Annotated in this window: 19 protein-coding genes; 16 read left to right on the plus strand and 3 right to left on the minus strand. The window is 63.2% G+C overall.

Going from position 1 to position 21,995, the window contains the following annotated elements; all coding sequences use genetic code 11:
- The first annotated feature begins 1 nt into the window (after position 1).
- The 10 genes from mraY to lpxC all read left to right on the plus strand — a co-directional run bounded on the left by mraY (position 2) and on the right by lpxC (position 11,662).
- Complete coding sequence (mraY, locus tag ACFOEV_RS08335) at positions 2-1,084, plus strand: phospho-N-acetylmuramoyl-pentapeptide-transferase (RefSeq protein ID WP_386772765.1); 1,083 nt, start codon at positions 2-4, stop codon at positions 1,082-1,084.
- Positions 1,085-1,146: 62 nt separating this feature from the next.
- The gene (murD, locus tag ACFOEV_RS08340; RefSeq protein WP_386772767.1) at positions 1,147-2,535 is read left to right on the plus strand and encodes a UDP-N-acetylmuramoyl-L-alanine--D-glutamate ligase; all 1,389 of its coding nucleotides are present in this window, start codon (positions 1,147-1,149) and stop codon (positions 2,533-2,535) included.
- Complete coding sequence (gene ftsW, locus ACFOEV_RS08345) at positions 2,532-3,743, plus strand: putative lipid II flippase FtsW (RefSeq protein ID WP_386772769.1); 1,212 nt, start codon at positions 2,532-2,534, stop codon at positions 3,741-3,743. Before murD ends, ftsW begins: the two co-directional genes overlap by 4 nt.
- Before the next feature lie 29 nt (positions 3,744-3,772).
- Positions 3,773-4,831, plus strand: a complete 1,059-nt coding sequence (murG, locus tag ACFOEV_RS08350; RefSeq protein WP_386773067.1) for an undecaprenyldiphospho-muramoylpentapeptide beta-N-acetylglucosaminyltransferase — start codon at positions 3,773-3,775, stop codon at positions 4,829-4,831.
- Between the two features lie 58 nt (positions 4,832-4,889).
- Entirely contained in the window at positions 4,890-6,302 is a 1,413-nt protein-coding gene (gene murC / locus ACFOEV_RS08355; RefSeq protein WP_386772771.1) for a UDP-N-acetylmuramate--L-alanine ligase, read from the plus strand.
- Positions 6,299-7,231, plus strand: coding sequence for a D-alanine--D-alanine ligase (locus tag ACFOEV_RS08360; protein ID WP_386772773.1), 933 nt, complete (start codon positions 6,299-6,301; stop codon positions 7,229-7,231). The genes murC and ACFOEV_RS08360 overlap by 4 nt, the downstream gene beginning before the upstream one ends.
- A gap of 6 nt (positions 7,232-7,237) precedes the next feature.
- Positions 7,238-7,966, plus strand: coding sequence for a cell division protein FtsQ/DivIB (locus ACFOEV_RS08365; protein WP_386772775.1), 729 nt, complete (start codon positions 7,238-7,240; stop codon positions 7,964-7,966).
- 196 nt (positions 7,967-8,162) lie between these two features.
- Entirely contained in the window at positions 8,163-9,437 is a 1,275-nt protein-coding gene (gene ftsA, locus ACFOEV_RS08370) for a cell division protein FtsA (RefSeq protein WP_386772777.1), read from the plus strand.
- A gap of 33 nt (positions 9,438-9,470) precedes the next feature.
- Positions 9,471-10,637 carry a cell division protein FtsZ gene (gene ftsZ, locus ACFOEV_RS08375; RefSeq protein ID WP_386772779.1) on the plus strand — a complete coding sequence of 389 codons (1,167 nt, stop codon included), beginning with the start codon at positions 9,471-9,473 and terminating at the stop codon, positions 10,635-10,637.
- 113 nt (positions 10,638-10,750) lie between these two features.
- Entirely contained in the window at positions 10,751-11,662 is a 912-nt protein-coding gene (gene lpxC / locus ACFOEV_RS08380; protein WP_386772781.1) for a UDP-3-O-acyl-N-acetylglucosamine deacetylase, read from the plus strand.
- A gap of 78 nt (positions 11,663-11,740) precedes the next feature.
- Here the strand turns inward: lpxC and ACFOEV_RS08385 are convergent, their stop codons facing one another.
- A complete protein-coding gene (locus ACFOEV_RS08385) occupies positions 11,741-12,220 on the minus strand; it encodes a DUF721 domain-containing protein (RefSeq protein WP_386772783.1) in 480 nt (159 codons plus the stop codon).
- A gap of 110 nt (positions 12,221-12,330) precedes the next feature.
- Here ACFOEV_RS08385 and ACFOEV_RS08390 point away from each other — a divergent pair, with 110 nt between their 5' ends.
- The 4 genes from ACFOEV_RS08390 (at position 12,331) to ACFOEV_RS08405 (ending at position 17,765) form a co-directional block, all read left to right on the plus strand.
- Positions 12,331-12,705 carry a hypothetical protein gene (locus tag ACFOEV_RS08390; RefSeq protein ID WP_386772785.1) on the plus strand — a complete coding sequence of 125 codons (375 nt, stop codon included), beginning with the start codon at positions 12,331-12,333 and terminating at the stop codon, positions 12,703-12,705.
- Positions 12,706-12,794: 89 nt separating this feature from the next.
- Positions 12,795-15,545: a preprotein translocase subunit SecA gene (gene secA, locus ACFOEV_RS08395; protein ID WP_386772787.1), complete on the plus strand. Its 2,751-nt coding sequence runs from the start codon at positions 12,795-12,797 to the stop codon at positions 15,543-15,545.
- Positions 15,546-15,557: 12 nt separating this feature from the next.
- Positions 15,558-16,766 (plus strand): bifunctional glutamate N-acetyltransferase/amino-acid acetyltransferase ArgJ, encoded by a 1,209-nt coding sequence (gene argJ, locus ACFOEV_RS08400; RefSeq protein WP_386772789.1) that lies wholly within the window; start codon positions 15,558-15,560, stop codon positions 16,764-16,766.
- 51 nt (positions 16,767-16,817) lie between these two features.
- Complete coding sequence (locus ACFOEV_RS08405) at positions 16,818-17,765, plus strand: Nudix family hydrolase (protein ID WP_386773069.1); 948 nt, start codon at positions 16,818-16,820, stop codon at positions 17,763-17,765.
- Between the two features lie 123 nt (positions 17,766-17,888).
- Here the strand turns inward: ACFOEV_RS08405 and ACFOEV_RS08410 are convergent, their stop codons facing one another.
- Together ACFOEV_RS08410 and ACFOEV_RS08415 are read right to left on the minus strand one after the other, a co-directional pair.
- Positions 17,889-18,785: a carbon-nitrogen hydrolase gene (locus ACFOEV_RS08410; protein WP_386772790.1), complete on the minus strand. Its 897-nt coding sequence runs from the start codon at positions 18,783-18,785 to the stop codon at positions 17,889-17,891.
- A 4-nt stretch (positions 18,786-18,789) separates the two neighbouring features.
- Positions 18,790-19,839, minus strand: a complete 1,050-nt coding sequence (locus ACFOEV_RS08415; protein WP_386772792.1) for an agmatine deiminase family protein — start codon at positions 19,837-19,839, stop codon at positions 18,790-18,792.
- A 156-nt stretch (positions 19,840-19,995) separates the two neighbouring features.
- Between ACFOEV_RS08415 and ACFOEV_RS08420 the strand changes: the two genes are divergently transcribed.
- Positions 19,996-21,237 (plus strand): lipoprotein-releasing ABC transporter permease subunit, encoded by a 1,242-nt coding sequence (locus ACFOEV_RS08420; protein WP_386772794.1) that lies wholly within the window; start codon positions 19,996-19,998, stop codon positions 21,235-21,237.
- 78 nt (positions 21,238-21,315) lie between these two features.
- The gene (locus ACFOEV_RS08425; RefSeq protein WP_386773071.1) at positions 21,316-21,984 is read left to right on the plus strand and encodes an ABC transporter ATP-binding protein; all 669 of its coding nucleotides are present in this window, start codon (positions 21,316-21,318) and stop codon (positions 21,982-21,984) included.
- The last annotated feature ends 11 nt before the right edge of the window (positions 21,985-21,995 follow it).

A 21,995-nucleotide genomic window follows, 5' to 3' on the forward strand; every position in this document is an offset into this window, starting at 1 on the left:
CATGCTGCTTTATCTGGCCAATTTTCTGGCGCAATTCCAGAGCGCCTTCAGTGTATTCAACTATCTGACCCTGCGCATGATCCTGGGGGCGCTCACGGCATTGCTGCTGTGCCTGTGGCTGGGGCCGCCGATGATACGGCGCCTGGTCGAACGACAGATCGGCCAGGCGGTGCGCGACGACGGGCCGCAGTCGCATCTGTCCAAGGCCGGCACGCCGACCATGGGGGGGGCGATGATCCTGATGGCGATCGCCGTCAGCACCCTGCTGTGGGGCGATCTCGACAACCATTATGTGTGGGTGGTGCTGGCGGTGACGCTGGGGTTCGGCGCCATCGGCTGGGTCGATGACTATCGCAAGGTGGTGGAGAAGAATCCCCGAGGGTTACCGGCGCGCTGGAAGTACTTCTGGCAGTCGGTGATTGGCCTGGCAGCGGCCTGGGTGCTGTATGTGACCGCCGCGAGCCCGGTGGAAACCAGCCTGATCGTGCCGATGTTCAAGGATATCGTGCTACCGCTGGGGCTGTTCTACCTGGTGTTGACCTATCTCGTGATCGTTGGCAGTTCCAATGCGGTCAACCTCACCGATGGCCTCGATGGCCTGGCCATCATGCCCACGGTGATGGTGGCCATGGGGTTATCGGTGTTTGCCTATGCCACCGGCAATGCGGTATTCGCCGAGTATCTGCACATCCCCATGATCGCCGGTGCCGGTGAACTGGCTGTGTTCTGTGGCACCATCGCCGGCGCTGGTCTGGGTTTCCTGTGGTTCAATACCTATCCCGCGCAGGTGTTCATGGGCGATGTCGGGGCGTTGGCCCTGGGCGCCGCGCTGGGCGTCGTGGCGGTGATCGTGCGTCAGGAGATCGTGCTGTTCGTCATGGGGGGCATCTTCGTCATGGAAACCGTATCGGTGATCCTGCAGGTCGGTTCCTACAAGTTGACCGGACGACGCATCTTCCGCATGGCCCCGCTGCACCATCATTTCGAACTCAAGGGGTGGCCGGAACCACGGGTCATCGTCAGGTTCTGGATCATCACCGTGGTGCTGGTGCTGCTGGGATTGGCGACGCTCAAGATTCGCTGAGGCGTAGCTCATGGGGCAATGTCATCTGGTTGCCCGGCAGGGCAAGGTCCGAGGAGTGCAGGATGCATAAGGTGTCACCTGGAGTGGCCCTGGTCGTGGGGCTCGGCGTGTCGGGGCGTGCCATCGCCCGGCACCTGTCGCGCAAGGGTACCGCCTATATGGTCGCCGACACGCGTGCGGCGCCGCCGGGCGTGGAGGATTTCCATGCGGCTCACCCCGGGGTGGAGGTTCATTGCGGCCCCCTGTCGGCGCTCGATCTGAGCGACGTCGGGGCGGTGATCCTGAGCCCCGGTGTCGATCCGCGTACGCCTGGTCTGGAATCCTTGGCCGGTCGCGTACACAAGGCGACCGGCGAGCCGCTGCTGGTGGGCGAGATTGCCTTGTTCGTGCGCGACTGTCGGGCGCCGATCGCCGCCATCACCGGCTCGAACGCCAAGTCCACGGTGACCTCCTTGCTGGGGGAAATGGCACGTACCGCCGGCCGCAATGTGGCGGTGGGCGGCAATCTCGGCACGCCGGCGCTGGATCTGCTCCACGAACAGCCCGATGCCGATCTCTATGTGCTGGAATTGTCCAGCTTCCAGCTGGAGATGACGCCCTGTCTGGGTGCCGAAACCGTTGCCTTCCTCAATCTGTCCGACGACCATCTCGACCGCCATGGCGACCTGGCCGGCTATCGCGCCGCCAAGCTTCCCATCTTCCGCGGAGCCCGACATGGCGTGGTCAATGCCGAGGATCCCATGACCTGGCCGGAGAGCGCCTTGCCGGCGCTCGACCGATTCACTACCCGCGCCCCCGAAGCCGATGAGTGGGGCGTCGCCGAGCACGACGACGGCAGCGGAGAAACCGACTGGCTGATGCACGGTGCCGAAGCCCTGTTGCCCTGTCACCGGCTGCGCCTCAAGGGACGGCACAATCAGGCCAATGCGTTGGCGGCCCTGGCGATGGGCAGTCGCCTGGGGCTGCCCATGACGGCGATGCTCGAGGCGCTGGAGCGTTTTCCGGGGTTGCCTCATCGTGGTGAGCTGGTGGCCGAAGTCGACGGCGTCACCTGGATCAATGACTCCAAGGGTACCAATGTCGGCGCCACGCTGGCGGCCATCGACGGCCTGGGACCGACGCTGTCAGGCAAGCTGATTCTGTTGGCCGGCGGCGTGGGCAAGGGGGCCGATTTCGTGCCGCTGGTAGCGCCGCTGGCCCGTTATGCGCGCGAGGTGGTGCTGTTCGGACTCGATGCACCGCGCTTGCAGCACGTCCTGCAAGGGCGGGTGGCGACCCGTCAGGTCACCGATTTGACCGAGGCCATGCGGCGTGCCGCTGCCATCGCCGAGCCGGGTGACTGCGTGTTGCTATCGCCGGCCTGTGCCAGTCTCGATCAGTTCGTCAACTATCAGGAGCGTGGCGAAGTATTTCGCCGTTGGGTGCACGGATGCCTGAGGAGGCCAGCGTGACGGCAAGGCACAAAGCAGGACTGTCCTACCAGCAACAACCGTTCGATGGCTGGCTGCTGGTCGCCGCCCTGTCATTGTTGCTGACTGGGTGGGTGATGGTGACCTCGGCTTCGACCGAAGTGGCATCGGGTCTGACCGGAAATCCCTATTACTTCAGTATTCGTCACGGCATTTTCATGCTGGTGTCGCTGGGCGCCGCTCTGCTGGTGGTGCGCGTGCCCCTGGCCTGGTGGCGGGTCAATGGCCCCCTGTTGCTGCTGGTCGGCATCGCGCTGCTGGGGCTGGTTCTGCTGGTGGGGCGCGAGATCAACGGCAGCAAGCGCTGGCTGTCGGCCCCCGGGGTACCCTTCAACCTGCAGGCGTCCGAAGTGGCCAAGTTGTGCCTGATCATCTACATGGCGGGCTATCTGGAGCGCTTTCTTCCCCAGGTGCGTCGCGAGTGGGGGGCCTTCCTGCGTCCTTTGGCGGTCATGGTGGTGGTCGCGCTGTTACTGATTCTGGAGCCCGATTACGGCGCCGTGGTGGTCATGACCGGGTGTGTCATGGGCATGCTGTTGATGGCTGGCGCACCGATCGGGCGTTTCGTGTTGTTGATGGCAGGTGTCGTGGCATTGGGGTTCTATATCGCCATTGCCGAGCCCTACCGTCTGGCACGACTGACCAGCTTCGCCGATCCCTGGGCGGACCAGTTCGCCAGCGGCTACCAGTTGACGCAGGCCCTGATCGCTTACGGTCGCGGTCATTGGCTGGGGCTGGGGCTGGGCAATAGCGTACAGAAGCTTTTCTACCTGCCCGAGGCGCATACCGATTTCGTGTTTGCCGTCATCGCCGAGGAGTTGGGACTTTTCGGGGCCATCGCCGTGGTGGGGCTGTTCGCCCTGCTGATCTACCGCGCCTTGGCCGTGGGGCGGCGCGCCGAGTTGGCGCGATTGCCGTTCGCCGCCTACCTCAGCTACGGTATCGCTCTGGTCATCGGCTCCCAGGCCTTCATCAACATCGCCGTGAGTACCGGCATGCTGCCGACCAAGGGCTTGACCTTGCCATTGCTCAGTTATGGCGGATCGAGTCTGCTGATCAGTTGTGTCATGGTTGGCCTGTTGCTGCGGGTCGATGTCGAGACGCGGCAAGCGGTGAGGCGGGCAAGCCCGACCGCACCGAAAGCCGGCGGCTCCGTGCCCCACCGTCATTCGCAAGGAGCGCGCAAGTGAAGCAGCACCCACAGCGCCGGGCCCTGATCATGGCCGGTGGAACCGGGGGCCATGTGGTTCCGGCCCTGTCCCTGGCCAGGGAGCTGATCGAGAAAGGCCTCGAGGTCCAGTGGCTGGGCAGTCCGCAGGGCATCGAGAACCGACTGGTCCCCAAGGCCGGCATCCGGCTGCATCATGTCGCAGTGGAGGGCTTGCGTGGCAAGGGAGCGGTCGGTTGGCTACTGGCTCCCTGGCGTCTGGTGCGGTCGGTATGGCAAGCACGCCGAATCATCGCCGCCTACGATCCGCAACTGGTGGTGGGGCTCGGCGGATTCGCCAGTGGACCCGGCGGGCTGGCGGCCTGGCTGATGCGGCGGCCGTTGGTGATTCACGAGCAGAATGCCGTGGCCGGGTTGACCAACAAGGTGCTGGCGCGCCTGGCGAGACGTGTCTACTGCGCCTTTCCCGGTGCCTTTCCCGGCATCGGGGCCGAGGTGATCGGCAACCCGGTGCGTGGTGATATCGCCGCCTTGGGTGAGACGCCACGTACCGCTTCGGAGATGCAGGTTCGGCGGTTGCGACTGCTGGTGGTCGGTGGCTCGCTGGGCGCCCTGGCATTGAACGAGACGCTACCGGTGGCATTGGCTCGGCTGCCTGAGACCAGGCGTCCCGAGGTGCGTCACCAGGCCGGCCGCGACAAGGATGAGGCGACACGCCAGGCCTATACCGAGCATGCCGTGGACGCGCAGGTGTCGGCCTTTATCGATGACATGGCGGCAGCGTACGATTGGGCCGATCTGGTGGTATGTCGCGCCGGGGCCCTGACCGTGGCCGAACTCGCCGCGGCGGCCAAGCCGGCCTTGCTGGTTCCTTTTCCCCATGCGGTGGACGATCATCAGACGGTCAATGCCCGAGTGCTGGTCGAGGCAGGTGGTGCCGAACTGGTGGCGCAATCCTCCTTGACGGCGACTTCCCTGGCCGAGCGGCTGGGAGTGATGCTCGACCCTCGAATTCTTGCCACCATGGCGGCGGCGGCCCGGGCCAGTGCCCGGCTCGATGCGACACAGCGCCTGGTGGATGGCTGTATGGAGACAGGCTTTGAGCGATAATCGGCAAGCAGCGGCGTCACCTCGGCGTCCGCGTGGACAAGCGCCCGGCAGTCTGGGCATGCGGCGTATTCGACACATTCATTTCGTTGGTATCGGTGGTGTCGGCATGTGTGGCATCGCCGAAGTGCTGGCCAACCAGGGCTATCATGTCAGCGGTAGTGACTTGAAGGAGTCGCCGGCAGTCGAGCACCTGCGCGGCTGTGGCATACGTATCGCCATCGGCCATGCCGCCAGCAACGTCGAGGAGGCCGATGTCGTCGTGGTATCGACGGCGGTGGATCAGGACAATCCGGAAATTCGTTGGGCTCATGAGCATCGCGTCCCGGTCGTGCGGCGCGCCGAGATGCTCGCCGAACTGATGCGCTTCCGGCACGGCATCGCCGTGGCCGGTACCCACGGCAAGACCACCACCACCAGCATCACCGCGACCCTGCTCGCCGAAGGCGGACTCGATCCGACCTTCGTGATCGGCGGCCGCCTGACCAGCGCCGGCACCAATGCCCGGCTGGGGGAGGGCGATTACCTGGTTGCCGAGGCCGACGAGTCGGATGCTTCCTTTCTGCATCTGCAGCCGATGGTTGCCATCGTCACCAATATCGATGCCGATCATATGGCCACCTATGGCGGTGATTTCGAACGCCTCAAGGGGACTTTCCTCGAATTCCTGCACAACTTGCCCTTCTACGGGCTGGCGGTGCTATGTATCGACGATGAGCACGTGCGTGGGCTGCTCGACCGAGTGCATCGTCAGTTCGTCACCTACGGCTTCAGCGAAGACGCCGACTATCGTATCGTCGACTTCGTGCAGGAGGCCGGGGAGGTGCGCTTTACCGCCCGGCGTCCGGAGGGTATGGCAGCACTGGAGGTCCGTCTGGCCATGCCCGGTGAGCACAATGCCCTGAACGCCCTGGCGGCGATCGCCGTGGCCAGTGACGCCGGGATCGACGATGAGGCCATCCTGCGCGGTCTGGCCAGCTTCGCCGGGGTCGGGCGACGCTTTCAGGTGCATGGCGACTTTGCCGTGCCGAGTGGCCAGGGCGAGGTGATGCTGGTCGACGACTACGGTCATCACCCCCGTGAGGTGGAGATGGTCATCAAGGCGGTACGCGCCGGTTGGCCCGAACGGCGCCTGGTGATGGTCTACCAGCCGCATCGCTACACCCGGACGCGCGATCTCTACGAGGATTTCGTCAAGGTGCTCTCCGGGGTCGACACCTTGCTGTTGCTGGATGTCTACAGCGCCGGTGAGGCGCCGATACCGGGTGCCGAAGGGCGTACCCTGGCGGGCTCGATCCGCCAGCGAGGTCAGGTCGATCCCCTATTCGTCGAAAGCAAGGCCGAGCTGCCGGCCCTGCTGGGCCGGGTGCTGCGTCCCGACGATATACTGATTACCCAGGGTGCCGGTGATGTGGGGGGTATCGCCCTGCGCCTGGCACAGGCCAAGTTGAAGCTCGATGAGGTGGCCCTATGAGCCAGCAAGTGACAGGGCGGCCCGACTACGGCCGGGTGGTGGTCGTTTATGGCGGTGATTCCGCCGAACGCGAGGTGTCGCTGATCAGCGGCAGTGCCGTATTGGCCTCGCTCCTGCGCAGCGGCCTCGATGCGCATGGTCATGACCTGGCGGTTGGCGGCCTCGATGCTTTGGAGGCCCTGCGGCCGGATCGTGTCTTTATCGCACTGCATGGGCGGGGAGGCGAGGACGGCACTCTGCAGGGGGCACTGGAGCTGTTGAAGATCCCCTATACCGGCAGCGGGGTGCTGGCCTCGGCACTGGGCATGGATAAGCAACGCACCAAGCAGGTCTGGAGAGCACTGGGCCTGCCGACACCAGAGAGCGTGATCCTTGACGCCCGGGCCGATTGGCCCGGCGTTTGCGAAGCCCTCGGTGTGCCATTGATCGTCAAGCCGGTACACGAAGGCTCAACGCTCGGCATCAGTATCGTCGACGGCAGCGAGTCGTTGGAAGCCGCCTATCAAGAGGCCTCGCGCTTCGATGCCCAGGTGATGGCCGAACGCTTCGTCGAAGGTGCGGAATACACCGTGTCGCTGTTGGGGGACAGGGTGTTGCCGGCAATTCGCGTCGAAGTACCCAGCGGCTTCTACGATTACGAAGCCAAATACCTGTCCAACGAGACTCTCTATCATCTGCCTTGTGGGCTCTCGTCAGCCGAAGAGGCCGAATTGGGTGAATTGTGCCGCCGGGCTTTCGTGGCGATCGGTGGTCGGGGCTGGGGGCGTGTGGATGTCATGCGTGATGCCGAGGGGCGTTTCTGGCTACTGGAAGTCAATACCGTGCCCGGAATGACCGACCATAGCCTGGTACCGCAGTCGGCCGCACATGCCGGGGTGGATTTCGATGCCCTGGTGCTGGATATCCTCGATACCTCGTGGGAAGCCTGATCCATCATGTCGACGAAGCGTGGCTCCTGGCTGGGTCTGTTGCTGCTGCTGGTATTGCTGGTGGCCGGTGGACGCGCGCTGTGGCTGTGGCTCGACCGGCCCATCGAACGCGTTTCGATTCGTGGCGACCTGAATCATGTCAGTGCCGATTATTTACGCGAGGAACTCTCGCCCTTGATTCAAGGCGAAACCTGGCTGTCGGTGAGTCTTGGCGAGTTGCGTCGCCGTGCCCGCGCCATCGATTGGCTTTCCGAAGTACGGGTGTCACGCGAATGGCCCGATGCGCTGTCCTTCGAACTCTTCGAAGAAGTACCGGTGGCACGCTGGAATGATACCTATCTGCTCAATCCTCAAGGCAAACCCTTCGCTATTGGGCCGGTCACTCCGCCGGACGGCTTGGCTGATCTGGCCGGACCCGAGGGCAGCGGCCCCGAGGTTCTGGCCTATTACGACCATCTCCAGCCGCGCTTTTCTGCGCTGGGCCTGGAAATCACCCAATTGCGTCTTGAAGCCCGAGGGGCCTGGCGTTTTCAGCTCGATGATAGTGTCTGGGTGATGCTGGGACGTGGCGATCGCGAGGCACGTTTGTCGAGGTTGCGGGCTGCCTGGAAGCGTCAGCTCGGTGGCCAGGCGTCGCAAATTCGCTACATTGACCTGCGTTATCCCAATGGAGTAGCCGTGGCCTGGCACGGTGAAACCGATGCCGGTGTTCCTGTCGAGTCGGAAGGATCCTGAACCGTTTTCTTGAGCCAACTCCCGCTAATCAAGCTGTCGGGGTGTTCCTTTCGGGAAAAAAGCCCCGTATTCTGACGTATGTTTTGCAACTGGGCTGGTGAAACAACCCAAGTTGTTCCTATAATTGGCCCAATGTCTTATTGTGCCTTTAAATGGATTCTAAACCCGGATTAAGATCGAGGAGTAACCCCGACCCATGGCAGGACAATCCAATGCTTCCAATATGGTAGTCGGGCTGGATATCGGAACATCCAAGGTCGTGGCGATCGTGGGACAACCTACCGACGATGGTGGAATTGAAATCGCAGGTATCGGCTCACACCCCTCCCGAGGCATGAAGAAAGGGGTGGTCATCAATATCGAGTCGACCGTGCAATCGATTCAGCGTGCCGTGGAAGAAGCCGAGCTGATGGCCGGTTGTGATATTCACTCGGTATATGTCGGCGTGGCCGGCAGCCATATCAGTTCCATGAATTCCGATGGTGTGGTGGCGATCAAGGATCGTGAAGTCACGCCCTCGGATATCGACAGAGTGATCGATTCGGCACGTGCGCGGGCCATTTCCGAAGGGCAGCGAGTGTTGCATGTATTGCCTCAGGAGTTTGCCATCGATACCCAGGAGGGTATTCGCGAGCCATTGGGCATGTCCGGGGTGCGCCTCGAAGCGCGTGTGCATCTGGTTACCGCCGCACTCAATGCGGTACAGAATATCGAAAAGTGTGTGCGGCGCTGTGGCCTCGAGGTCGATGCCATCATTCTCGAGCAGCTCGCCTCGAGTCATGCTGTGCTCACCGAAGACGAGCGTGAACTGGGCGTTTGCATGGTGGACATCGGTGGCGGGACCACCGATATCGCGGTGTTCACCGAAGGCGCCATTCGACATACTGCAGTGATCCCCATTGCCGGCGATCAGGTGACCAACGATATTGCCATGGCCCTGCGCACACCAACCCAGTATGCCGAGGATATCAAGGTTAAATACGCCTGTGCGTTGACACAGCTTGCCTCGAGCGACGAGATGATCAAGGTGCCCAGCGTCGGCGATCGACCGGCTCGGGATCTTTCGCGGCAGTCTCTGGCCGAGGTCGTCGAACCACGGTATGAGGAACTCTTCACTCTGGTGCGGGAAGAACTGCGCCGCAGCGGATATGAAGACCTGGTGGCCGCCGGGGTGGTGTTGACCGGCGGAACTTCACGCATGGAAGGCGTGGTTGAGCTGGCTGAGGAAATCTTCCATATGCCAGTGCGTATTGCCTGCCCTCAGAATGTGCGAGGCCTGGCCGATGTGGTGCGTAATCCGATTTATTCCACCGGCGTGGGTTTGCTACATTACGGAATGCGTGACGCCAGGCACGGGCATGGCCGCGTAGTCTCGGCTCAGCCGAGAAGGGAGGACGTCTCCCGGCGTGGATTCAAGGATGGTATTCCGGCGCTGGACAAGATCAAGGGCTGGTTCAAAGGAAATTTCTGACAGGGGCCATTAATGGTCCAGGAGACGGGGCTTATGTTCGAACTGGTAGATAACGCACCCTCAAGCAGCGCAGTCATCAAGGTGATCGGTGTCGGTGGCGGCGGCGGTAATGCTGTCAATCACATGGTGGAAAGTAGCATCGAAGGCGTGGAATTCATCTGCGCCAATACCGATGCCCAGGCGTTGAAACGCGTGGCGGCCAAGACCGTTCTCCAGCTTGGTAGCGAGATCACCAAGGGGTTGGGAGCCGGAGCCAATCCCGATGTGGGTCGTCAGGCGGCAATGGAGGATCGCGAGCGGATCGCGGAACTGATCAACGGCGCCGACATGGTCTTCATCACTGCCGGCATGGGCGGCGGCACCGGCACCGGGGGGGCGCCAGTGGTCGCCCAGGTGGCCAAGGAGCTGGGGATTCTCACCGTGGCCGTGGTCACGCGTCCCTTCCCCTTCGAGGGGCCCAAGCGCATGCGTGCCGCTGAAGAGGGCATGCGTGAACTCTCCGAACATGTCGACTCCCTGATCACCATTCCCAACGAAAAATTGTTGGCCGTACTGGGCAAGAACGCCAGCCTGTTGACGGCGTTCAGCGCCGCCAACGATGTGCTGTTGGGTGCAGTGCAGGGGATCGCCGAACTGATCACCAGCCCCGGTATCATCAACGTCGACTTCGCCGACGTGCGTACCGTGATGTCCGAGATGGGCATGGCGATGATGGGCACCGGCGGGGCTACCGGTGAAAACCGTGCTCGCGAAGCCGCCGAGAAGGCCATTCGCAGCCCGCTACTGGAAGACATCGATCTGCATGGCGCTCGCGGCATCCTGGTCAACATCACGGCCGGTCCGGATCTTTCCATCGGTGAATTCAACGATGTCGGCGCTACCGTGCAGGAATTCGCGTCCCAGGACGCGACCATCGTGGTGGGGACTTCCATCGATATGGAAATGACCGACGAGCTTCGCGTGACGGTGGTGGCGGCGGGCCTCGAAGGTCGCCAACAGAAACAACCTGCGCCGCGGGAAGTCGCCGCCAAGCGTCCCGAGACCACGGACTATCGCAAGCTGCAACAGCCGACGGTGATGCGTCAGCAGGCCGCCAAGGCCGAGCAGGAGGCCGCCTCTTCGCGCAGCGACAAGCGCAAGTCTCAGGAACTGGATGATTACCTCGATATCCCAGCGTTCTTGCGTCGTCAGGCCGATTGATCGTTGCTATCGGGGAGAGTAGGGAACGCCGGGTATCATTTTTTTGTTGAAACGCTCGTTCGCTGTTATAGTGAACGGTGTTTGATAATTAAATCATAACCTGGCGGTATCCCATGATCAGACAACGGACTCTCAAGAACATCATCCGCGCCACCGGAGTCGGCCTACACTCCGGTGAGAAGGTCTATCTGACCCTGCGCCCGGCGCCGGTGAATACCGGCATCGTTTTCGTGCGGACCGACCTCGATCCTGAGGTGCGCATTGCCGCCCGTGCGGAAAATGTCACCGACACCACGCTGTGCACGGCGCTCTCCCAGGACGGTGTCAAGGTGGCGACCGTCGAGCACCTGATGTCGGCCTTTGCCGGCCTGGGCATCGACAATGCCTTCGTCGATGTCAGTGCTCCAGAGGTGCCGATCATGGACGGTAGCGCCGGGCCCTTCGTATTCCTGATCCAGTCGGCGGGGATCGAAGAGCAGAGCGCCGCCAAGAAATTCATTCGCATCAAGCGCGAGATCGTGGTCCGCGAGGATGACAAGGAAGCAATCTTCCTGCCGCACAATGGCTTCAAGGTGTCCTTTGCCATCGACTTCGATCATCCGGTCCTCGAACTGCAGAAGCAGAGCGCCGTGGTCGATTTTTCCACCACCTCCTTCGTCAAGGAGGTTTCGCGGGCGCGCACCTTCGGCTTCATGCGCGATCTCGAGTTCCTGCGCTCGCATAACCTGGCGCTGGGCGGCAGCCTCGATAACGCCATCGTTGTCGACGACTACCGCATCGTGAACGAGGGTGGTTTGCGCTATGACGATGAATTCGTCAAGCACAAGGTGCTCGACGCCATCGGCGACCTCTATCAATTGGGGCATAGCCTGATCGGCGAATTCCGTGGCGTGAAGTCGGGGCATGCGCTCAACAATCAACTGTGCCGGGCCGTGCTGGCGCAGCCGGATGCGTGGGAGGTCGTCACCTTCGAAGACGAGTCCCAGCGAGCGCCGATTTCTTACGCCGCTCCCGCCATGGCATAGTCCCGCCGCGTCGGATCGGTTCAGATATGCCAGGCTTGGCGCCGCTTCCCTCAGTCGGGAGGCGGCGTTTTTCGTTGCTCATTCGGCTCCGTCCGGGTCTTGTCGACATTCGGCGTGGGAGGCCAGGCGCTCCAGGGCGCGCTTGAGACGAGGGTCTTCGGTGTCGCGGGCACAGCACGAGATTTCGTCGGCGGCGGTCGTCGAAAGTTGACGGGATTGTCGCAAAGGGGCCTTGGGAGGGCGTATCGGGCGGACCTTGAGGTTGAAACCGAGTACCGACTCGAACTCCGGCCGGCGTTGCAGGATGGCCAGCAGTCGCGGTTGTTCGTAACGCAGCCAGGTCAGCCAGACGGCGCGGTCGGTGATCAGGGTGAGTCTGCCCTGGCGGTATCCGCCGACGAAAACATGGGGGCCGACCTCTTCGGGGAGGTGGTCACGAAGCTCCTGCTGGGCACGCTCGATCAGCGAGGCCATGCGCATCAGGCCTCCCAGTTCGCCACTGCCCGACAGCAGTGCTGACATGGGCTGGGCGCGGAAACGCTTAACCTTTATACTCATGTGCTTGCCCTTGAGGTGCCGAATCAACAACGGGCCATGTGCCGGCCGAGAGATTTACGACGAGCGCAGATGAATACAGAGCCTAGCATGCCCGGGAGCTCGCCAACAGCATGAGCCAGCCCAACCACGCGACAACTTCAGTGCTCGCAGCCGACATGCCGGTGGCGCGACGTCGAGGGCGTTCTCGCTGGTGGCTGGCCGGTTTACTGGTAGGCTGCCTGCTACCGGCGGGTCTGATCGCCGGCGATGCCGCTCGCCATGCCGAGCGCGTGGTGCAGATTTGCCTGCTGGCACCGCACGTCATCCGTGCCGAGTCCCGTCGCGCCGCTTGGCGACGCCGTTGGCAGCCGCGCAGGGAGTTTCCCTTGCCTCGCCTGCGCCGGCACTCGCGGCGCCGTGGCGTACCGCCATGCCGGCCCAGTGCCGCACACGATGTGTTGACCCGCCGCGGTCCACCTGCCTGTCCAGCCGTCATCGCCGCGTGATGCTGCGATAAGCGCCACACGCCAACCGGGACGCCATCCATCGTGCCGTCCTGGCTTTCGTTTCAGGCACTCAAGCTACTGGACATGTCATGCTGAATACTCTTTTACGCAAGGTGGTCGGTTCCAAGAACGACCGCGAAGTCAAGCGCCTGGGCAAGACAGTTGCCCAGATCAATGCCCTCGAGGAGCGCTTCGAGTCCCTCGATGATGCAGCGCTGCAGGCCTCCACCACGGATTTCCGTGAGCGCCTGGCCGCTGGCGAAACCCTCGACGCGATGTTGCCGGAGGCCTTTGCCGTCGTACGCGAGGCCAGCAAGCGCGTCATGGGCATGCGGCATTTCGATGTGCAGATGATCGGTGGCTTGGCCCTGCACCATGGCCGCATCGCCGAGATGAAGACCGGCGAAGGCAAGACCCTGGTCGCGACCCTGTCTGTCTACCTCAATGCGCTGCCCGGCAGGGGGGTGCACGTGGTGACCGTCAACGACTATCTGGCGCGTCGCGACGCCGAATGGATGCGCCCGCTCTATGAATTTCTGGGACTGTCGGTGGGCACCATCTATGCCGGCCAGACCTCGGAGCAGAAGCGCGCCGCCTATGCCTGTGACATCACCTATGGCACCAACAACGAGTACGGTTTCGATTACCTGCGCGACAACATGGCCTTCTCGCTGGAGGACAAGGTGCAGCGCGAGCTGTATTACGCCATCGTCGACGAGGTCGACTCGATCCTCATCGACGAGGCGCGTACGCCGCTGATCATTTCCGGGCCGGTGGACGAGAACACCGACATGTACAAGGTGGTCGATCGCCTGGCCGTGAATCTCGGGAAATGCACCGATGAGGAGGATCCGGCCAGCGGCGACTTCTTCCTCGACGAGAAGCAGAAGCAGGTCGAACTGACCGAAGAGGGGCACCACAAGGTCGAGGAACTGCTGCGTAGCGAGGGTCTGCTCGGTGAGAACGACTCGCTGTATGCCGCCCAGAACCTCAATCTGTTGCATCACATGCATTCTGCCCTGCGCGCACGACATCTCTACCATCGCGATGTCGATTACATCGTCAACGACGGTCAGGTGGTGATCGTCGACGAACATACCGGACGCAGCATGCCAGGCCGTCGCTGGTCGGAGGGCCTGCACCAGGCAGTGGAGGCCAAGGAGGGCGTGGCGATCCAGAAAGAGAGCCAGACGCTCGCCTCGACCACGTTCCAGAATTACTTTCGCCTTTACGACAAGCTGGCCGGGATGACCGGTACCGCCGATACCGAAGCCTTCGAGTTCCGCCAGATCTACGGCCTGGACGTGATGGTGATCCCCACCAACCGGCCATTGATTCGGAAAGATCTCAACGATCTCGTCTACCTCTCCGCCGAGGAGAAGTTCGAGGCGATCATCAAGGATGTCAAGGCTGAGACCGAAGCCGGGCGTCCGGTGCTGGTGGGGACGGCCTCTATCGATACTTCCGAGTATCTGGCCAAGCTGATGAAGCAGGAGGGCATGACCTTCAACGTGCTCAATGCCAAGCAGCACCAAAGCGAGGCCGAGATCATTGCGCAGGCCGGGCGTCCCGGGGCGATCACCATCGCCACCAACATGGCCGGTCGCGGTACCGACATCGTGCTCGGGGGTAACTGGGAGGCGGAGGTCGCCAAGCTCGACAACGCCGACCAAAGTCAGATCGATGCCATCAAGGCGGCATGGCAGGAGCGCCACGACGCGGTATTGGCCGCCGGCGGTCTGCACGTGGTCGGCTCGGAGCGCCACGAGTCGCGGCGTATCGACAACCAGTTGCGGGGTCGTTCCGGTCGCCAGGGCGATCCCGGGTCGACCCGTTTCTTCCTGTCGTTGGAAGACAACCTGATGCGCCTGTTCGGTTCCGAGCGGGTCCAGCGGATGATGAAGGCGCTGGGCATCGAGCATGGCGAGGCGATCGAGCACAAGATGGTGTCGAATGCCGTCGAGCGGGCGCAGAAGAAGGTCGAGGGTCGCAACTTCGATATTCGCAAGCAACTGCTGGAATACGATGACGTGGCCAATGCCCAACGCCGGGTGATCTACGAGCAGCGCGACGAGATTCTCGGCGCCGAAGACGTGTCCGAGAACGTGCTGGGCATTCGCGAAGAGGTCCTCGATCAAGCGATCAGCGAATTCGTGCCGCCCCAGAGCTTGCCCGAGCAATGGGACCTGGAGGGCCTCGAAGCGCACTTGAAGAGCGAGTTCAACCTCGAGGCGCCGCTGCTGCAGTGGGCCGAGGAAGACCAGCACTTCCACGAAGATCGATTGCGCGAGCGGCTGCAGACCGAGCACCGCGAGGCCTACGCTGCCAAGGTCGAGGCGGTCGGCGCGGAACTGATGCGCCGCTTCGAGAAGCAAGTAATGCTGCAGGTGCTGGACACCCGCTGGAAAGAGCATCTGCAGGCCATGGATCACCTGCGCCGCGGGATCCACCTGCGCGGCTATGCCCAGAAGAACCCCAAGCAGGAATACAAGCGCGAGTCCTTCGAGCTGTTCCAGAATCTGTTGACCAACATCAAGGCCGATGTGACGCGGATCCTCAGCCATGTGCAGGTGCGTCGTCAGGAGGAGGTCGAGGAACTCGAGCGCAAGCGGCGCGAAGCCCTGGAGCGCGAGAAGGCCAATGCGGCCAGCCGTCGCGATGCCCTCGAGGAACACCGGGCCGCCGGTGCCGCCGGTGCCGCCGGCAGCGCTCAGGCCGCGGTGCCACCCGGCACCGACGGGCGGCCGGTGCGTCGCGAAGGACCTAAAGTCGGACGCAACGATCCGTGCATCTGTGGGTCGGGCAAGAAGTACAAACAGTGTTGCGGAAAACTTAGTTGAGGAGAGATCACCATGGCGGTGGGTGAGGCGTTGTTTCCGGCGATGCCGGTGATCGAGGGCGTGCGGCTGGGCACGACACAGGCGGGCATCAAGAAGCCAGGACGGCGCGATCTGGTGGTGATCGAAGTTGCCGAGGGGGCCACTGTTGCCGGTACCTTCACTCGCAATGCCTTCTGCGCCGCGCCGGTGCACGTGGCCAGGCGCCACCTGACAAGCGGGTCGCCACGCTATCTGGTGATCAACACCGGCAATGCCAATGCCGGAACGGGCGAGATCGGCATGCGCGATGCCAAGGCGACCTGCGCGGAACTCGGCCGTCTTGCCGGCGTGCCAGGCACGTCGGTGCTACCGTTCTCCACCGGCGTGATCGGTGAACCACTGCCCATGGAGCGTCTGCTGAGTGCTTTGCCGGCAGTCCTCGAGGCACTGTCGGACAGCGGCTGGCACGCCGCCGCCGAGGGTATCCTGACGACCGACACGCGCCCCAAGGGCGCCACGGCGACGGTCGAGATCGGCGGGCGGACGGTGACCATCAATGGCATCAGCAAAGGCTCGGGCATGATCAAGCCCAACATGGCGACCATGCTGAGCTTCGTGGCCACCGACGCCGCCATCGATCAGGCGTTGCTCGAAACGTTGTTGCGCGAGGGGGTGGAGCGCTCCTTCAACTGCATCACCGTAGACAGCGACACCTCGACCAACGATGCCTGCATGCTGATCGCTACCGGCCGCGGCCCACGCGTGGCCGGTGATGCCGATCTTGCCCGCTTCCGCGATGCCCTGGATCGGGTGCTGATCGACCTGGCGCAAGCGATCATTCGCGATGGCGAAGGGGCCACCAAGTTCGTCACCCTGGAGGTCGGCGAAGCGCGTACCCGTCAGGAAGCCCTGGATGTCGCCTTTACCGTGGCCCATTCGCCACTGGTCAAGACCGCCCTGTATGCCTCGGATGCCAACTGGGGACGCATCCTGGCAGCCGTGGGGCGCGCGCCGGTGGCCGACTTCGATGTCGAGCGGGTGGTCATCGATCTTGGCGACGTGCGCCTGGTGGAAAGCGGAGGCCGTGCCGCCGGCTATACCGAGGAGGCCGGCAGTGCGGTGATGGCTGGCGAGGAAATCGTCATCCGTATCCGTCTGGGGCGGGGCGAGCAGGCCGCCACGGTATGGACCTCGGATCTATCCCACGAATACGTATCGATCAACGCCGACTATCGTAGCTGATCCGAGCTTGCGAGGAACGCGTTACTCATTCCGGAAGAGTCAATGAGCACCATGGTCAAGAGAAGGGTACACGTGGCGGCTGCCGCCATCGTCAGTCGTGACAGTCAACGGGTGCTGATCGCCAGGCGCCCGTCCACCGTCGATCAGGGCGGATTATGGGAGTTCCCCGGGGGCAAGTTGGCCCCTTACGAGACCGGCTTCGAAGCCTTGAAGCGTGAGCTTCACGAAGAGCTGGGGGTGGAAATCCAGCGTGCGCAACCGTTGATCCGCGTGCATCACGAGTACCCCGATAAACATATCCTGCTGGATGTGTGGCAGGTGCTCACCTTCGCCGGGGAGCCCTTCGGTCGTGAGGGCCAGGCGGTGCGCTGGGTGGCGATGGACGAGCTGTTCAACTATCCCTTCCCGGCCGCCAACCTGCCGATTCTGCGTGCCGTGATGCTGCCCACCGAATATCTGATCAGCGACGAAGAGAGCGACGACGAGGTTTTCCTGACCAAGCTCGAGCGAGCGCTGCGCGAGGATGGGATCCGTCTGGTGCAGTTGCGTGCCAAGACACTGGATCGCGACGCCTATCTGGCGCGTGCCGAGAAGACGCTGGGATTGTGTCGCGAGCATGGCGCTCGTCTGCTGCTCAATGGTGAACCGGAGCTGCTCAAGGCGGTCGATGCCGATGGCGTGCACCTGACCAGCGAGCGATTGATGAGCCTGGAGCGTCGTCCGGTCGCCGAAGGCAAGTGGCTATCGGCCTCGACCCATGATCGGGTCCAGCTCGATCAGGCCGCGCGCATCGGCTGCGATTTCGTGACCCTCTCGCCGCTACGTACCACTCCCTCCCATCCCGAGGTCGAGCCACTGGGCTGGCACGACTTCCAGCAACTGGTGGAAACCGCCGCGATGCCGGTCTTCGCTCTCGGCGGCATGACCCGCCACGACGCCGACCATGCCCGGGCCGTGGGCGCCCAGGGAATTGCCTCGATTCGGGATTTTTGGAAGTAACCCTCAGCGTCGAGCCGCGAGCTTCGGGCAACTGGCAGTTGGCAGCCAACTGGAAGGGACAGCAGATTGCTTCCCGAAGCCCGAAGCCCGAAGCCCGAAGCCCGAAGCCCGAAGCCCGAAGCCCTAGTCCCGATAGCGCCTTGTCAGGTCGCCATAGGCATCGATGCGCCGGTCGCGGAGATAGGGCCACATGCGCCGGACGTCCTCGCTCCCGCGCATGTCGAGTTCGACCAGCAGCCGGTCGGGAGCCTCGCCGGCATGGGCCAGTAGTTCGCCCTGCGGCCCGCAGACGAAGCTGCCGCCCCAGAAATCGATGCCCGGGCTGACCTCCGACAGGTCCGGCTCGTGGCCAACCCGATTGGCGACCAGTACCGGCAAGCCATTGGCTACGCCGTGAGAGCGTTGGATCAGGGTCCACGCATCCTTCTGGCGAGCCTTCTCGGCATCGTCGTCCGGCGGATGCCAGCCGATGGCGGTGGGATAGAGCAGCAGTTCGGCACCGGCGAGGGCCATCAGTCTCGCCGCTTCCGGGTACCATTGATCCCAGCACACCAGCAGCCCCAGGCGGCCCACCGAGGTGTCGATGGGTTCGAAGCCTCGACCCGCGTCGCCATCGCCGGGGGTGAAGTAGAACTTCTCGTAGAAGCCCGGATCGTCGGGGATGTGCATCTTGCGGTAGTGACCGACTTGGCCACGTCCCCGATCGTAGACCACGGCGGTGTTGTGGTAGAGGCCCGGCGCGCGGCGCTCGAACAGCGAGCCGACCAGCACGATGTCCAGTTCGGCGGCCAGCGCGGCGAGGCGCTGGCCGGTGGGGCCGTCCAACGGCTCGGCGAGGTCGAACAGGGCGGTGTCTTCGTACTGGCAGAAATAATGGGTGGCGTGCAATTCCTGCAGCATCACCAACTCGGCGCCTCGAGTGGCGAGTTCGCGCACCCCGGCCTCGCTTTCGGCCAGACTGCGGGCCTTGTCCGGCCAGGCCTCTTGCTGCACCAGGCCCACTTTCAGGGTCTTGCTCATCTCGTTACTCCTCGGCGAAGGGTCTCAGGCTCCCGTGGGGCAGTTGCATGGTCAAGCAGTGCAGGCTGCCGTGCTGACGAATCGCGCTGCGACAATCGATCGGCACGATATCGCGTCCGGGGAAGGTGTCGGCCAGGATGCCCAGGGCTCGCCCGTCGGCGGCGTCCCCGTAGACGGGAACCAGCACGGCGCCATTGATGATCAGGAAGTTGGCATAGGTGGCCGGCAGGCGATGGCCGTCTTCGGGGTCGAAGCAGGGGCGTGGCCAAGGCAACGCCACCAGGCGATAGGGGGTGCCATCGGCCTGCCGGAACGCCTGGAGTTCGGCCTCCATGGCCTTGAGTGCCGAATAATGGGGGTCCCGCTCGTCGTCGCAACTCACATAGGCAATGGTATTCGGGTCGCAGAAGCGTGCCAAGGTATCGACATGGCTGTCGGTATCGTCACCTTCGAGGTGGCCATGACGCAGCCACAGGATTCGCTCGACCCCCAGGTCCTCGCGCAGCCGGGCTTCCAGCGCCTGACGCTCGAGGCCGGCGTTGCGATTGGGGTTGAGCAGGCACGCCTCGGTGGTCAGCAGGGTTCCTTGGCCATCGGTGTCGATGGCCCCGCCTTCGAGGATCAGTTCACGTGGCTCGACCGGCGCCCGGTAGGCGCCCTGGCCCCCCAGGTTTCGGGTCAAGGCATTGTCGCGTGTGGCGGGGAACTTGCCGCCCCAGCCGGTGAAGGTGTAATCCAGCAGCACGGGCCGTCCGTCGCGCTCGATGGCGATGGGACCATGGTCGCGGCACCAGGTATCGTCGGCGGGGGCGACAATCAGTCGCAGGCGTTGCATGGGGACGCCCATTTGATGGAAACTCGCCGCGAGTCGGGTGCGGGTAGCGGTGTCGGGAGCGCTGATCAGCACGCGCTGGTACCGGGCGATGGCCACGACCATGGTTTCCAGCGTCGCTTCGATGCGCTCGAGCAGTTCGCACCAGTCGCCATCCGCGCGCGGCCAGGTCAGTTGGACAGCATCCTGTGGATGCCATTCGGGGAACAAGCGGTTTGCCATCGCAGTCTTCTCTCGGGTGGGCAACGAGACCGCGCAATGTAGGACCGCTGTGGCGTTGTTGCAAGCATAACATCGAGTGGGGATGTCATGCGGCTTCCCGTGCAGCCCGATGCAAAAAACCGTACCATGAGCCCCCGCTGACAAGGAACCGATGCGATGCTCGACCGCCTGCCATTCCTGATAGGGTTGCGTTATGTGCGCGCCAAGCGCCGTAACCACTTCATTTCCTTCATTTCCCTGACCTCCATGCTGGGCCTGATGCTCGGGGTGGCGGTGCTGATTCTGGTGCTCTCGGTAATGAATGGTTTCGACCATGAGTTGCGTACCCGGGTGCTGGGCATGGTGCCGCATGCCAAGATCGAGGCTCGTGGGGGGCTGACCGACTGGCAATCGCTGGCCGAGCGCCTGATGCAGCGCGAGCGGGTGGTCGGCGCGGCGCCTTACGTGGAACAACATGGCATGTTCTCGATAGGGGGACGCAACGCGGGCGCCATGGTCAATGGCATCGATCCCGAATACGAGGATCGGGTGTCGATCATCGGCCGCCATATGCAGCAAGGCAGTCTCGACACCCTCGTTCCCGGCGAATGGAATGTGGTGCTGGGCTCGCTGCTGGCCCGCAACCTGGGGGTCGGCGTGGGGGACCGTGTCACCTTGCTGGTGCCGGAGGCCTCGATCACGCCGGGAGGAGTCTTCCCGCGCCTCAAGCGCTTCACCGTCAGTGGCATCTTCAGCGTCGGTGCCGAACTCGATGCCAACCTGGCGTATGCCAATATCGAGGACATGCAGACCCTGGCTCGTATGGGCGATGCCGTGGGCGGGCTACGCCTGGAACTCGACGACCTGTTCGCTGCGGGTGCCGAAACGCGGGCCATCGTCAGCGAATTGGGTAGCGGTTATCGGGGGCTCGACTGGACCTATTCGCATGGCAACCTCTTTCAGGCGATTCAGATGGAGAAGCGCATGATTGCCCTGCTGCTGACGGTCATCATCGCCGTGGCCGCCTTCAATATCGTTTCGACACTGGTGATGGTGGTGACCGACAAGCATGCCGACATCGCCATCCTGCGAACCATCGGTGCCACACCACGCTCGATCATGGGCATCTTCATCGTGCAGGGGCTGGCGATCGGGATCATCGGTATCCTGGTCGGGGTGACATCGGGCATCGGCCTGGCGTTGACGGTTTCCGACTTGATTCGTGGTATCGAGTCGTTGTTCGGTATCCAGTTCCTCGACGCCAATGTGTATTTCATCAGCTATCTGCCATCGCGACTGGAGTGGAGCGATGTCGGCAACATCGTGGCCGCGGCCCTTGGCTTGACGTTCCTGTCGACCCTCTATCCCGCCTGGCGTGCCGCGCGTATCCAGCCCGCCGAAGTTCTTCGCTATGAGTGAGGTGTTGTCATGAACAAGGGAGCCGACATGCCATCTGTAGAGTTGCCCGCCGACGACGTGCGTTCGGCAGCACCGGTCATGCTGACCTGTCGCGGACTGACTCGCATCTATCGTGAAGGTCCTCAGGACGTTACGGTGCTGCATGAGCTGGCCCTCGAGGTGCGCGCCGGTGAGCGTGTGGCGGTGGTCGGCAGTTCCGGCTCAGGCAAGACGACCCTGCTCAATCTGCTGGGTGGCCTGGATCGCCCCACTGCAGGAGAGGTGTACGTGGCAGGCCAGTGTCTGGCGGAACTCGATGAAGCAGCCATGGGGCGCTTTCGCAATCGTCACATCGGTTTCGTCTACCAGTTCCACCATCTGCTGGCCGAGTTCACGGCACTGGAGAATGCTGCGTTGCCGTTGATCGTGCGCGGCCACAAGCGCAAGCCGGCCATGGCACGTGCGAAAGAGATCCTGACCCGGGTCGGCATGGCGGCACGCGGCGATCACAAGCCTGGCGAGCTGTCAGGCGGTGAGCGCCAGCGCGTCGCGATCGCCCGCGCCCTGATCACCGACCCGAGCCTGGTGCTGATGGACGAGCCCACCGGCAACCTCGATCAAAGCACCGCGGCCAGCATCCTGGCCTTGATGGACGAGCTGGCCCAGCAGAGTGCCTGCGCCTTCGTCGTGGTGACGCATGACCCGGCGCTGGCCGCTCATCAGGATCGTGTGCTGCGTCTCGATGAGGGGCGGTTGTCGCCGGCCTGAGGGACGAGTGA

Source organism: Litchfieldella rifensis (assembly GCF_042646605.1).
Taxonomy (GTDB): domain Bacteria; phylum Pseudomonadota; class Gammaproteobacteria; order Pseudomonadales; family Halomonadaceae; genus Litchfieldella; species Litchfieldella rifensis.